Genomic DNA, 13,636 nt, shown 5'->3' with positions numbered 1-13,636 from the left:
CTGTGGCGCTGACTCCGGGGGAGGAGGAGGATCCCCCGAATGGCGATGATGGGTGGGGGCTTCGGCCCACATGCGATGGCGTCACTGCGACGCGACGGCTCGGTGACCGGCCAGCGGCTGCGGCCGGGCACGGTGCGGCGCATCGCGCGTTACGCGCGGCCGCACACGCGGCAGATGGCGGCGTTCCTGGCGCTTGTGGTGCTCGGCGCGGTGATCGTGGTCGCCAACCCGCTGCTGATGAAGGCGATCATCGATGACGGCATCCTGGCCAAGCGGCCCGGTGTCGTGGTGGGGCTGGCGGTGGCGATCGCCGTGCTGGCGCTCGCCGACGCCGGGCTGACGCTGGCGCAGCGGTGGTTCTCGTCGCGTGTCGGCGAGGGCCTGATCTACGACCTGCGCACCGAGGTGTTCGACCACGTGCAGCGCATGCCGGTGGCGTTCTTCATGCGGGCGCAGACCGGCGCGCTGGTCAGCAGGCTCAACACCGACGTGATCGGCGCCCAGCGGGCGCTGACGAGCACGCTGTCGTCCGTGGTGTCCAACGTGGTGAGCCTGATCCTGGTGCTGGGCGCCATGCTGGCGTTGTCGTGGCAGGTGACGCTGGCCGCGCTCGTGCTGCTGCCGATCTTCATCGTGCCGGCCAAGTACGTCGGCCGCCGCATGTCGGCGCTGACCCGCGAGCAGATGGAGCTGGACGCCGAGATGAGCTCGGTCACGACCGAGCGGTTCAACGTGGCCGGCGCCATGGTCGCCAAGCTCTACGGCAGGCCGGAGGACGACGCCGAGATCTTCGGCAGGCGCGCCGCCAGGGTGCGCGACGTGGGCGTGACGGTCGGCATGTACGGCACCGTGTTCCGGGTCGCGCTCGGCCTGGTCGCCGCGCTTGCCACGGCCCTGGTCTACGGCATCGGCGGCGTGCTGTCGGTGTCCGACGTCTTCGAGCTGGGCACGCTGGTGGCCCTGGCCGCCCTCCTGATGCGCCTGTACGGCCCCCTCACGTCCCTGTCCAACGTGCACGTGGACGTGATGACCGCGCTGGTGAGCTTCGACCGGGTCTTCGAGATCCTCGACCTGCGGCCCATGGTGGCGCAGAAGCCGGACGCCGTGCCGGTGCCGGCCGGGCCGGTCACGATCGAGTTCGACGACGTGCGCTTCCGCTACCCGGCCGCCGAGGAGGTCTCGCTGGCCTCGCTGGAGTCGGTGGCCAGGCAGGACGGCGGGCCCTCGCACCCGGTGCTCAAGGGCGTGTCGTTCCGCGCCGAGCCGGGGCAGCTCATCGCCCTGGTCGGCCACTCCGGGGCGGGCAAGACCACGATGACCTCGCTGGTGTCACGCCTCTACGACGTCAACGAGGGCGCGGTGCGGATCAACGGGCTCGACGTGCGCGACGCCACCCTCGACTCGTTGCGCGAGACCGTGGGCGTGGTCATGCAGGACGCCCATCTCTTCCACGACACGATCGGAGCCAACCTCCGCTACGCCAGGCCGGAGGCGAGCGAGGAGGAGATCTGGGAGGCTCTCAGGGCCGCGCAGATCGGTGAGCTCGTCGAGAGCCTGCCCGACCGGCTCGACACCGTCGTCGGCGACCGCGGCTACCGCCTGTCCGGCGGCGAGAAGCAGCGCCTGGCGCTGGCCAGGCTGCTGCTGAAGGCGCCGCGCGTGGTCGTGCTCGACGAGGCCACCGCGCACCTCGACTCGGAGTCGGAGGCGGCCGTGCAGGTGGCGCTGAAGACCGCGCTGAAGGGCCGCACGTCGCTGGTCATCGCGCACCGGCTGTCGACGATCAGGGAGGCCGACGAGATCCTCGTGGTGCACGACGGCCGGATCGCCGAGCGCGGCGCGCACGAGGAGCTGCTGGCCCGCGGCGGGCTCTACGCCGAGCTCTACCGCACTCAGTTCACGTCCTCGCCAGATAGCCCAGCCGCGTGAGCTCCGGCCTGGCGACCTTCTCCACCAGCGTCAGGTCGCCGGGCGAGAGGCGGGTGCGATGGGCCCCCACCTTGGGCACGTCGTCGCCGTACAACGTGACCTTGGGCACCCGCGTCTCCAGAAACTCCGACAGCTCCCTCACCGCCTGGGCCGGATGGAGCACGAGGTCCTCGTAGCGCAGGGTCAGGAGCTGCTGCTCGGGCAGCGTCCTGCGCAGCTCCGCGCTCAGGCGTACGGCGCCGCGCCAGCGCAGGGCGCACTTGCCCGCCACCGGCATGTCCCGCCACCGGCCGAGGTGCTCGTCCTTGTTGACGCCGAGGAACGCGTTGGGGAACTCGGTCTGGTCCGGCGACATCGACGGCCTGAACCAGGCCAGGCACGCCGGATCGTCCAGTATGCCGGCCGCGACGTCCCTGCCGTCCCGGATGAGCTGCACGAAACGGGCGTCGGGGAACGCCTGGAGCAGCACGGGAGCGCTGTAGATGAGGTCGGGGCCGCCCTCGCCGAACCTGACGATCTCGGCGGCGGACACGCAGGGCCCGGCGCCGGTGACGCCGCCCGCCTCCCTGCACGGCTCGGCGCACCGCCCGCATGCGCCGGGCAGCACCTGCCACGACTCGGCCAGCGCGTCGCGCAGGACGCGTACGGCGCCGGGCGTGCGGCCCATGGACGGTTTCCTGGCGAAGGCGTACACCACGTTGGCCACGCACGCGCGGCCCATCGTCATGTGGAAGCCGGGGGAGCGTTTCAGGGCGCGGGCGAGCAGATCCGCGCCGGAATGCGGAGCTCCGAGCAGGAAGACCGGCCGGCGGACCTTGATGCCGTTGACCACGAGGATGTGGGGCGGAAGTCGCATACGACACGTAAGTGTGGCACCGTTTGGCACGTGAAAGGACCAATGCCGGCGTCGCCGCGGGCATCAAGCGGGAAAGCGCGGGCCGCCAGGCCCGCGCGCGTTCCCCTGGCCCATCTCGTCAAGGAGTTGATCGATGCAGCGGGGTGACACCGTCGCCATCGTCTCGCCGTCAGGACCGGCCGACGCCGCGATGCTCGGGCGGGGCGTGCGGCGGCTGGAGGGGCTCGGGCTGAAGGTGGTGGTCGGCGCGCACGCGCTCGACCGCCAGCGACTCGGCTACCTGGCGGGCGGCGACGCCGAGCGGGCCGCGGACCTGCAGGCCGCCTGGTGCGACCCGGCCGTCTCCGCGGTCTTCTGCTGCAGGGGCGGCTACGGCGCGGGCCGGCTGCTCGGGCTGCTCGACTGGGACGCCATGCGGGCGGCCGGCGACAAGGTCCTCCTCGGGTCGAGCGACATCACAGCGCTGCACAACGCGTTCGCCATCGAGCTGGGCGTGCCCACGCTGCACGGGCCCATGCCCGCGAACGACCTCGTCGGCGGCGAGGACGGGCCCGAGCCGCGTACCTGGGAGAGCCTGCAGGCGGCGCTGTTCGGCACGGGCGCGCCCGTCCAGGGTGACCGGGTGCTGGCGCCTGGACGGGCCGAGGGCGTGCTCGCCGGGGGCAACCTGTCGCTGCTGGCCTCCATGTGCGGCACCCGGTGGCAGCCGTCCTTCGCGGGCAGGGTCGCGTTCCTGGAGGACATCGGCGAGGAGCCGTACCGGATCGACCGCATGCTCACGCAGTTGCTGCAGGCCGGGGTGTTCGACGGGGTGCGGGGGATCGCGCTCGGGTCGTGGGTGAACTGCGGGGATCCCTACCCGGTGCTCGAGGACCGGCTGGGGGCGCTCGGAGTGCCTGTTCTGGCGGGGCTTCCTGTGGGACACGGGTCACCACAGATGACGATGTGGCTGGGGAGGCTTGGTGTTATCGATACCGAATCGTGCTCGCTGGCTGGCCCGTTCCGCAATGGGGAGCAGGCAAGGTAGAAAGGACGAACCCGACAGAAAGGGACACGGCGCGTGAACTGGTTCAGGCGTGACCGGGAGCCCTCGCGCCGGCCGGTCGAGGACGTCGATCTCGACTCGTTGCTCGCGCTCGTCGCGGAATCCCTCGGATACACCTTCGAGTTCGCCCGTGACGGCGCTTCCGTGACGCTCAGAGGTGAGACGACGCTGCACGTCAAGCTCACGGGGCTGCGGCGGGAGGCGGGGCGCAGGCCCAGGGAGGACTGGCCGATGCTGGTCTCCGAGCACCTCGCGCACGCCGTCGCCACCGCCGGGGAGTGGCTGGACGTGTGCGATCTCGAGCAGGCCGCGCCGCTGCTGCGCACCCGCGTGGAGTCCGTGGACGAGGTGCCCGACCTGACCAGGGTGGTCGGCCGCCACCTCAACGCCGACCTGGTCGAGCTGCTGACGGTCGGCTCGCGTACCGTGCGGCCGGAGGAGGCCGGGTGCTGGCCCGTCCCGTCGGCGCAGGCGCTCGACCGGGCGGTCGCCAACGTCAGGCGGGACGAGCGGCTGCTGGTGGAGCACATCGAGCTGTCGGGGACGCCGGTGACGCGGCTGACCGGCGCGATCCCGGCCGCCGCCACGCATCTCCGCTGGCTGGGGTCCTACCTGCCGGTGCCGTCCGACGGGGTGCTGGTGGTGCTGCCCGACCCGTACACGCTGCTCCTGCATCCGGTGGACGGGATCGGCGTGGTACGCGCGATCGAGCGGCTGCGCGTGCACGCCGTACGCACGGGCGGGCTCAGCTCGCAGGTCTACTGGTGGCACAGGGAGCGGCTGACCCTCATCAGGGCCGACATCGTCATGCGGCGAGGGCAGACCAGGCTGGTGGTGGCTCCGCCGCCGGAGTTCGCCAGGGTCCTGGCCCGCCTCGCCGTCTGAGACGCGCCTACCGCTACGGTCGTCCCACGTAGTCCCGCAGGTGGATCGCGGTCAGCGAGGTGCCGCCCGCGACCAGCCTGCCCGGCGTGCCGGAGAACACCACCTGCCCGCCGTCATGACCGGCCCCCGGGCCCAGGTCGATGATCCAGTCCGCGTGGGCCATCACCGCCTGGTGGTGCTCGATCACGATGACCGTGTTGCCGTCCTCGACCAGCCGGTCGAGCAGCGCCAGCAGCTGGTCCACGTCGGCCAGGTGCAGGCCGGTGGTCGGCTCGTCGAGCACGTACGTGGTGCCGTTCTTCGCCATGTTGATGGCGAGCTTGAGCCGCTGCCGCTCGCCGCCCGACAGGGTGGTGAGCGGCTGACCGAGCCCGACGTAGCCGAGGCCGACCGCGACCAGGCGGTCGAGGATCGTGCCCGCCTGCCCCGTGGTGAAGAACTCGCGCGCCTCGGCGACCGGCATGGCCAGCACCTCGCTGATGTTCTTGCCGCGCAGCGTGTACGTCAGCACCTCAGGCGTGAACCGCCGGCCCTCGCACTCCTCGCACACCGACGCCACCTCGGCCATCATCGCCAGGTCGGTGTAGATGAGCCCGATGCCCTTGCACGCCGGGCAGGCGCCCTCGGAGTTGGCGCTGAACAGGCCGGGCTTGACCCCGTTGGCCTTGGCGAACGCCGCCCTGATCGGGTCGAGCACCCCGGTGTACGTGGCCGGGTTGCTCCTGCGCGACCCCCGGATCGGCGACTGGTCGGCGACGACCACGCCGTCCCGGCCCGCGACGTACCCGTGGATCAGCGAGCTCTTGCCCGATCCCGCCACCCCGGTGATGACCGTGAGCACGCCGAGCGGGATGTCCACGCTCACGTCCTGGAGGTTGTGCAGCGTGGCGCCCTCGATCCGCAGGTGGCCGGCCGGCTCGCGGACGTTCTCGCGCAGGCGTACGCGGTGGTCGAGGTAGCGGCCGGTCAGCGTGTCCGAGGCGCGCAGCCCGTCCAGGTCGCCGGCGTAGCAGAGCGACCCGCCCGCCGTGCCCGCGCCCGGCCCGAGGTCGACCACGTGGTCGGCGATCGCGATCGTCTCCGGCTTGTGCTCGACGACGAGCACCGTGTTGCCCTTGTCGCGCAGCTGGAGCAGCAGGTTGTTCATCCGCTGGATGTCGTGCGGGTGCAGCCCGGCCGTGGGCTCGTCGAAGACGTACGTGACGTCGGTCAGGCTGGAGTTGAGGTGACGAACCATCTTCACCCGCTGGGCCTCGCCGCCCGACAGCGTGGACGACTCGCGGTCCAGGCTCAGGTAGCCGAGGCCGATCTCGACCAGCGAGTCCAGCGTGGCGCGCAGCCCGTCCAGCACCGGGCCGACGGCCTGGTCGCCGATGCGGCGCACGAAGTCGGCCAGGTCGTTGATCTGCATCGCCGAGCACTCGGCGATGTTCCTGCCGTTGATCCGCGCGGACCTGGCGGCCTCGTTGAGCCGGGAGCCGTCGCAGGACGGGCAGACCGCCTGCCTGACCGCCCGGTCGGCGAACGCCCGCGCGGTCGCCTGCATCGATTCGCGGTCCTTGCCGAGGTAGCTCTTCCTGACCTTGGAGGCGATGCCCTCGTAGGTGAAGTTGTTGGAGCCGTACTTGAGCTTGGTCGGGGGTTTGTGGAGGAGGTCCTCCCACTGCTCGGGGGTGAAGTCCTTCAGCTTGACGTCCCGGTCGAACAGGCCGGAGCCGGCCACGACCTGCCAAGGCCACGAGTCCACCGCGTAGCCGGGAACCTTGATCGCCCCTTCGTTCAGCGACAGCTCCCGGTCGACCAGCTCGTCCAGGTCGATGTCCGTGGCCTTGCCGAGCCCCTCGCACTCGGGGCACATGCCCTCGGCCATGTTGAAGCTGAAGGCGGAGGCCGAGCCGACGTGGGGTTCGCCGATCCGGCTGAAGATGATGCGCAGCATGGTGTGGGAGTCGGTGGCGGTGCCCACCGTGGAGCGCGCGTTGGCGCCCATCCGCTCCTGGTCGACGATGATCGCCGCGCTGAGGTTGCGCAGCGCGTCGACGTCGGGGCGGGCCAGGCTCGGCATGAACCCCTGGATGAACGCCGTGTACGTCTCGTCGATCAGCCGGCGTGACTCGGCGGCGATCGTGTCGAAGACGAGCGAGGACTTGCCGGAGCCGGATACTCCGGTGAAGACGGACAGACGCCGCTTGGGGAGGTCGAGGGAGACGCCCTTGAGGTTGTTCTCCCTGGCGCCACGAACCTGGATGAGGTCGTGGCTGTCCGCTGCGGTGTGATCGCGGTGATGGACGCTGCTTGCCTGATGGCTGGAGACCACGGAACCCTTCCATCGTCGAGCGACTATTTAGGCGGTAAGCGGATAGCCGGGACAGCCTACCGTCCACCGGGCGCCGGCTCACCCGGTACGGCCGGTGCGGGTTGCCGGGCGCCGAACACCTTGTGAACGATTCGTGCCTCCCAGACCGTAGATCCAGAAATAGCGAGAATCGAAGACGTAAAGGGGGATTCACTGAGGGGGCATCGGTGGCCGTGCTGGAGTCGCTGGGGCGGCTGGTGGACTTCCTCGGAGGCGTGGGCCCGGTCCTGTTCGGAATCGCGCTGCTGCTGGTGGCGCCGTACGTCGACCGGCTGCTCGTCCGGCGCAAGCGCGTCAGCTTCCGCGTCCTGTACAACTCCAAGATCGGCCTCGGCCCCGAGCGGCTCGGCGACGGCGGCGACCCGACCGAGTCCGGGCCTCCCACGCTGCGCCAGGTGGCCAGGCTGCTCGACAGGATGAGCATCGTCGTCATCCGGATCCGCAACAGCGGCAGCTACGACATCGACCCGGACGACTTCGACCGGCCCCTGTCGTTCACGTTCGGCGGCCGCGTGGTGTGGAACGCCAGGGTGTCGGAGGCGAGCACGGACGAGCTGCGCAGGCAGCTCAGGGAGAGCCTGCGGTTCTTCCCCGACGAGGACAAACCCGCCAGGGACGGCCTCGTCACGGTACGCAGGCGGCTCTCCGACCGGATGGCCCGCTGGTTCGGCGCCCCCCAGGGGCCGGACGTGCCCGAGCCCGCGTGGCACGGCGTGCGGCTGGCCGGCCTGCGGCTCAAGCGCGGCGAGAAGGCCAAGCTCGTCGTCGTGCTGCGTGAGCCGGGGCCGGGCCACGGCGACCTCACCAAGGTCGTCGAGCAGTCCGGCAAGCTCAAGGACGCCGGCATGATCCAGGACGAGAAGCAGCGCCACCGGGTCACGCTGCCCCGGGTCAGCGCCGCGCTGGTCATCCTGCTGAGCACCGTGCTCGTGCTCAGCAGGCTCTCAGAGCCGCCCGACCGCGGCATCGCCTGCGCGCCGGGCGAGCTGCGGGTCGAGGGGTCGACCGTGATCATGCCGACGATCCGGGCCATCGCCGACGAGTACGAGAACGCGTGCGGCACCACGATCACGACCAGCGCCAGCGGCTCCATCGCCGGCGTGCGGAACCTGATCGAGACGCCCGCCGCCGACGTCGTCGCCGTGTCGGACGGCAGGAGCGCCTACCACGACCGGCTGCACGGCGAGAAGCTGGCGATCGTCGTCTACCACGTCGTCGTCAACAGCGGCGTCGGCCTGACCACGCTCAGCCTCGACGACCTCCGCAAGATCAACGACGGCACCTGGACGGACTGGAACCAGCTCCGCGAGGACAAGACCTCCCTGCCCATCCGCATCATCGGCCGCGGCCAGAGTTCGGGCACCCGCCAGCTCTTCGAGCACGAGGTGCTCGGCACCGGCGAGAACGTGCTCTCCTCCGACGAGTGCGTGGAACGCGACCGCAACCCGGCCGCCCCCGTCATCCGGTGCGAACGCGACGACAACCCCGAGATCATCCGTAAGATCAGCACGATCCCCGGCGCGATCGGGTACGCCGACGCCCTCTCGATCGACGCGGAGCGGCGGGCCGGCGGGATCACGGCGCTGACACTGGACGGCAAGGCGTTCGACCTCGCCACCGCGGGGGAGTCCGGCTACCCGTTCTGGACGGTCGAGTACGTCTACACGAAGGACCGGCCGCGCCCCGGATCACCGGCCGCCGGGTTCCTGCGGTTCCTCCGGTCGCACGAACTGGCCCAGGTCAGGCTCACCGGGGCGGGTCTCACGCCCTGCCTGACCAAGGAGGGCGTCGAGGAGGTGTGCGACCTGCGCTGAGGAACGGTTCAGGCGGACAGCGGATTGGCGTGCCTGTGGTGCACGCCGACGACGGGGACCTCGTGCAGGCTGCCCGAGTACAGGAACTGCGTCATGCCGATCAGCAGCCGCCGCACGTCGTCCTGGGGGCGTACGACGAGGCGGATGAACTGGCTGGTCGTGCCCAGTTTGTTGCCGCACTCGCGGACGTACACGCCGTGCTCGGTGAGCAGGTGGTCGCGCAGCGGCACCCCATCGTGGCCGGGCGGCAGCTTGACCAGCAGGAAGTTGCCCTGTGAGGCGAACACCGACAGCCCCGGCATGGTGCTGAGCTGCTGGAACATCGCCCGCCTGTCGTTCGCCAGCCGCTTGAGGCTGTCCTGGTAGTCCGCCATGAACTCCCGCATCATGAACACCACGACCTCGGCGAACGAGTTGAGGTTCCACTTCGGCAGCGCGTCGCGCACCCGGCCGGCCAGCGCCGGGTTGGCCACCAGGTAGCCGAACCTGATGCCGTGCAGGCCGAAGTTCTTGCCCAGGCTGCTCAGCACGATCACGTTCGGCCGGACGGCGGCCTCGTCGGCGACGCCCGGGTACGGCTCGGCGTCGACGAACTCGCCGAAGGACTCGTCCACGATCACCAGGTCCAGGTCGATGAGCTGGTCGAGCAGGCGCAGGACCTCGTGCTTGGGGAGGTAGCCGCCGTCGGGGTTGTTGGGGTTGCAGATCACCGCCACCCGGGAGCCGCGCCTGCGGATGAACGACACGTAGTCGTTGACGTCGAGGGTGAAGTTGCGGCCCTCCAGCAGCGGGTACATGTCCACCCGTTTGCCGGTCTCCAGCGGCTGGTCGGTCCAGCGGCCGAACGTGGGGATCGGCACCGCGAGGCTCTCGCGCACGAGCAGGTGGTCGATCCAGGTGATCAGCTCGGTCGATCCGTTGCCCATGGCGACCGTCTTGGGATGCAGCCCCAGCGTCGAGCAGAGCTCCTCGATGATCGTGCCGGCGTCGCTCGGATAGAACTTGAGTATCGTCTCCAGGTTTCTCCCGAGGTGCTCGAAGATCTCAGGCGTCGGGAAGTACGGGTTGCACGGAATGCAGAAGTCCACCGGGGCGCGCTCTCCTGACGAGCCGCGCATCAGTGTGAAGTACGACGGGCTGTGCGCCTGTGCGCGTAAGAGGCTGAGCTCCACGACACCTCCATGGACCACGTGTCCGATGTGTGGAGGTACGCGCCGATGGCCGGAGTGGTTCACGGAGGCGCTCCCCACTCGGGCCGCCGCAGCGTCAGCAGGGCGATGTCGTCGCGCGGGGCGGCGGCGGTGAAGGCCCGCAGGTCGTCGCGCAGGGTGTCCGCGAGTTTGGCGGGCGGTTCGAGTGCCCACGCGCGCAGGCGCTGCTCCAGCGGGTAGAACACGCCGACGGGATCGCGGGCCTCGGTGACGCCGTCGGTGACCAGGAGCATGGTCGCGCCGTACGGGAACGTGAACCGCGCGATCCTGCGCGGCCCCGGGGCCAGGGCGGCCAGGCCGAGCGGCACGCCGGGCTCGCCGAGACCCACCTGCCAGGCCCGGCCGTCATGGAGGACGAACGGCGCGATGTGCCCGCAGTTGACCGCCTCGACCCCGAGCTCCCGGCTGAGGTCGAGCACGAGGGCGGTGACCATGCGCTCGGGCTCGCCGGTGCGCGCGGTGAAGAAGTTGTGCCTCTCCACGGCGCTCTCCAGGGCCTCCACGACCCCGGTCAGCGTGTCCTCGCGGTAGGCCGCCTCCCTGAAGGCGCCCAGCACGGCCAGGGCGGTGCCGATCGCGGGGATCCCCTTGCCCTGCACGTCCGCGATCAGCACCCTGGTCCCGTGGCGTGAAGGGGCCACCTCGTACATGTCGCCGCCCACCATCGGGTCCTCCTCGACCGGATGGTAGAGCCCGTCGACGGCCACCTCCCCGGTCCGCAGCGGCAGCGGCCGCAGGATCTGCCGCTGGAGGGCGGCCGTCGCCGAACGCAACCGGTGGATCTCCTCCTCGCGCCGCACCCGGTAGGCGCACCCGATCACGCTCAGCACCCCGAACACCAGCGTGAACGCGGACGCCAGCAGGATGTCGCCGGGCTCGCCGCGCACATAGGCCCCGGTCCCCGCCTCGACCAGCACCACCCACACCGACGCGATGACCGTCTGCCGCAGGCTGCCCAGGCCGGCCACGATGGCCGGCAAAAAGATCAGCAGCGGGAACAGCCGCACCGCCGTGCCGGTGAGCACGTCGAGCGTGATGACGATCGCGGTGATGCCGCCGACCCCCGCCACGAACACCGCCGTCGAGAGGTAACGCGTCCGCGGCTCCTCATCCGTCACGGCTCCCCTCACCCCCTGGTCCTCATCTTCTACCAGGATGGCCCTCGCCGCCGGAGGCCGCACGCCCGGCCCGCCCAAATCGGCGGGCGATGGGGGCCGGTTATCCGCTGCGCCCGCGGGCGCGCAGAAACGATTTACGCGACGCGAAATTCGGTCGCTATTCTTCCGGCCGGTAATTCACTTTCTCCGCCGGGCGCCGAGGGAGCAGGCGGCCGTGGGTCTGGTGCGTTGTACAGGAAGGATAGAGCGATGACTACGCAAAGTAAACAGCACTGTCCCTTATGGCTGCTTTTGTTTGTATTGGCGGGCAATCCTCCGGCGGGCGTGGTAGCCGAGAGTGGTCGGTTCTCATTCGTTTCTAATCTCAGAACTTATTGACAGGGTAAAATGATCTTGTAAGCATTTGGGTTACGAGCCGCTTGAATTTGTGTCAGGAAAGGGAAGGTTCCCATGGGCGAGCACGACTGGACGCTGTTGCCGACCGTGGTCGTCCGGAGCGCCGGGTTTCCCTGGGAGTTCGTTCTGTCGCTGGCCTGTCCCCAGGCGGCGGAGGCCGCCGCGGCGGTCGTACGGCTGGAGCGGCAGGCGCTGGAGTTGCTGGCCGGCGCCCAGACCCGGCCACAACCACCCCCCGCCACCGGGCGGGGAAGCGGCGGGCGATTGCCGCGCGGCCTGCGGGGGCGGCTGCGCGACCTTCGCCCGCTGCCGTCCGGCACGCCGGGCCCCGAGGGCTGGCCTGCGGACTGGAACCGGGTCACGGGCCTGCTGGAGGAGGCCCGCCTGGCCCTGGCCGACGCGGTCGCAGCCGACGCGCCGCTCGCCCGGGCGGCCATCGCCGGGATCGCGGCCGACGAGCGGTTCCTCGACGCCGTCGTGTGCTCGTCGCCCGACCTCTACAGGGAGCTGCGCCGCCGGCCGACCGGGCTCAGGCCGCGGCGGCAGGTGGCCGCGTACGCGCAGGGGCTCTGCGCCACGGGCGAGCCGGTCGGCTTCTTCGCGCCCATCGCCTACGGCCGGATCGAGCCCGGCCAGACCAGCCGCTACACGTGGCCGGGACATCATCGCGACCACCTCCGCCGGGTGGCCTTCCCCGCCCCGCGGGTCGGCGAGGCGCTCCAGCAGCGCGTCCTGGCCGACCCCGGCCTCGTCGCCGGGCTGGTGCCGCGGCGCAAGACGTGGGCGGGCCCGGCACACGACGGCGCCGCCTTCGCCGGCCACTGCGACGGCCACCGCACCCTGGCCGAGATCGCCGCCGCGTCGGGCACGGGCATGGAGCGGGCCGCGGCGGCCCTGGCCGTGGCGGTGCGCCGCGGGCTGCTCACCCACGATCTGTGCCCGCCCGACACCCTCACCGACCCGTTCGGCTGGCTGCGCGACCGGTTGCCCGCCGCCGAGCCGCCGGGCGTGCCCGACCACGGCCTCGTGGCGGCGCAGGGCGTCCCGCAGCAGCGCAGGCGCGCACTCACCGGAGTGCGGACGGTCCTCGGCACCGACCTGCCCGTGGCCCGGCGGGTCAAGGAGATCGCCGAGCTCCTCGACCGCTACCCCGCCGCCTCACCTGACGTGAAGCTGGCCGTGCAGAGCAGGATCGAGTCGCTCGCCGGCGGGCGGCGGGCCGGGCGCCCCTCCGACGACGACGTCGTCGTGTACGAAGCCGCCGCCGCCACGCTGCGGGTCACCGTCGGCGACCCGCTCGCCGCGGACCTGCGCGGCCGCATGCACCGGGTGCTCGACCTGCTCGCCGAGGAGGCCGAGCTGACCAGGGTGCGCACCAACCGGCTGCTCGCCGGACGGCTCGGACCTGGCACGTTCCCGCTCGCCGAGGTGCTGGGGGTGGCCGGCGACCTAGAGGTCAGGCACGGCGACCGGCTCGCCGGGCGGATCGCCGCCATCGTGCGCGCCGCCCCGCCCGGCATCGCCTCACTGGACCTCGCCGGTCGTCTCGGCGAGCCCGTCCCGCCCGCCGCTCCCGTCCTCTGCGCGGCCGACGTCATGGTGGCCGCGCCGTCACTCGAAGCGTACGAGCCCGGGGTGACTCCGCTGGTCCTCGGAGGGCTGCACGACACGGCGCTGCTCACGCCGTGGGCGCTGCAGTTCCACCCGAAGGGCGCGGCGCGCCTGGCCGAGCGGGACGAGGCCATCGCGCGGGCCCTCACCGGCTTCACCGCGCTGAACGTCGTCGCTCGCCGCACCGCCGGCCTGCCGCCGGTGGAGTTCCCCGGGCTCGTACTCGAGCTGGGCGGCGTGTCCGCCGACCCGCGCCGCCGCCGCGTCGGGCTCGACGAGCTGTACGTCCACTGCGACGGCCGGCACGCCGTCCTGCGCACCAAGGGGATGGACGAGCCGCTGATGTTCCACAACGGCGACCACGACACCGCACTGCACACGGCGCTCGCCCTGCCACGCATCCGCCCGCCCGCCC

General features: G+C 71.3%; 9 protein-coding genes. 5 read left to right on the top strand and 4 right to left on the bottom strand.

Annotated elements, in window-relative coordinates; translation table 11 throughout:
• Window positions 1-39 precede the first annotated feature (39 nt).
• Window positions 40-1,929 carry an ABC transporter ATP-binding protein gene (locus ITP53_RS19600; protein WP_195896863.1) on the top strand — a complete coding sequence of 630 codons (1,890 nt, stop codon included), beginning with the start codon at window positions 40-42 and terminating at the stop codon, window positions 1,927-1,929.
• Here ITP53_RS19600 and ITP53_RS19595 read toward each other — a convergent pair.
• Complete coding sequence (locus tag ITP53_RS19595) at window positions 1,898-2,785, bottom strand: sulfotransferase family protein (protein WP_195896862.1); 888 nt, start codon at window positions 2,783-2,785, stop codon at window positions 1,898-1,900. The two genes, ITP53_RS19600 and ITP53_RS19595, sit on opposite strands and share 32 nt — an antisense overlap.
• Before the next feature lie 133 nt (window positions 2,786-2,918).
• Between ITP53_RS19595 and ITP53_RS19590 the strand changes: the two genes are divergently transcribed.
• Both ITP53_RS19590 and ITP53_RS19585 read left to right on the top strand, forming a co-directional pair.
• A complete protein-coding gene (locus tag ITP53_RS19590) occupies window positions 2,919-3,812 on the top strand; it encodes a S66 peptidase family protein (RefSeq protein WP_195896861.1) in 894 nt (297 codons plus the stop codon).
• A 33-nt stretch (window positions 3,813-3,845) separates the two neighbouring features.
• The gene (locus ITP53_RS19585) at window positions 3,846-4,715 is read left to right on the top strand and encodes a hypothetical protein (RefSeq protein ID WP_195896860.1); all 870 of its coding nucleotides are present in this window, start codon (window positions 3,846-3,848) and stop codon (window positions 4,713-4,715) included.
• 13 nt (window positions 4,716-4,728) lie between these two features.
• On the opposite strand, the gene ITP53_RS19580 is transcribed toward ITP53_RS19585, so the two are convergent.
• Window positions 4,729-7,032 (bottom strand): ATP-binding cassette domain-containing protein, encoded by a 2,304-nt coding sequence (locus ITP53_RS19580; RefSeq protein ID WP_195896859.1) that lies wholly within the window; start codon window positions 7,030-7,032, stop codon window positions 4,729-4,731.
• 206 nt (window positions 7,033-7,238) lie between these two features.
• On the opposite strand from ITP53_RS19580, the gene ITP53_RS19575 reads away from it, so the two are divergent.
• On the top strand, window positions 7,239-8,885 hold the full coding sequence (locus ITP53_RS19575) for a PstS family phosphate ABC transporter substrate-binding protein (RefSeq protein WP_195896858.1): 1,647 nt from the start codon (window positions 7,239-7,241) through the stop codon (window positions 8,883-8,885).
• Window positions 8,886-8,893: 8 nt separating this feature from the next.
• On the opposite strand, the gene ITP53_RS19570 is transcribed toward ITP53_RS19575, so the two are convergent.
• Together ITP53_RS19570 and ITP53_RS60330 are read right to left on the bottom strand one after the other, a co-directional pair.
• Window positions 8,894-10,057: a pyridoxal phosphate-dependent aminotransferase gene (locus ITP53_RS19570; protein WP_207756154.1), complete on the bottom strand. Its 1,164-nt coding sequence runs from the start codon at window positions 10,055-10,057 to the stop codon at window positions 8,894-8,896.
• A 59-nt stretch (window positions 10,058-10,116) separates the two neighbouring features.
• Window positions 10,117-11,214 carry a PP2C family protein-serine/threonine phosphatase gene (locus tag ITP53_RS60330; RefSeq protein ID WP_195896857.1) on the bottom strand — a complete coding sequence of 366 codons (1,098 nt, stop codon included), beginning with the start codon at window positions 11,212-11,214 and terminating at the stop codon, window positions 10,117-10,119.
• Between the two features lie 450 nt (window positions 11,215-11,664).
• On the opposite strand from ITP53_RS60330, the gene ITP53_RS19560 reads away from it, so the two are divergent.
• On the top strand, window positions 11,665-13,636 hold a 1,972-nt coding region (locus ITP53_RS19560), incomplete at its 3' end, for a lantibiotic dehydratase (RefSeq protein WP_195896856.1).

This window comes from Nonomuraea cypriaca, from assembly GCF_015645445.1.
GTDB lineage: Bacteria > Actinomycetota > Actinomycetes > Streptosporangiales > Streptosporangiaceae > Nonomuraea > Nonomuraea cypriaca.
The sequence above is the reverse complement of the archived record's forward strand: the minus strand, read 5'-3'. Positions and strand labels throughout refer to the sequence as shown.

What these genes read in the sequence shown, in the direction of transcription:
- ITP53_RS19600 (WP_195896863.1), top strand. Translation starts at nt 40, where the DNA reads ATGGCGATGATGGGTGGGGGCTTCGGCCCACATGCGATGGCGTCACTG.
- ITP53_RS19595 (WP_195896862.1), bottom strand. Translation starts at nt 2,785, where the DNA reads ATGCGACTTCCGCCCCACATCCTCGTGGTCAACGGCATCAAGGTCCGC.
- ITP53_RS19590 (WP_195896861.1), top strand. Translation starts at nt 2,919, where the DNA reads ATGCAGCGGGGTGACACCGTCGCCATCGTCTCGCCGTCAGGACCGGCC.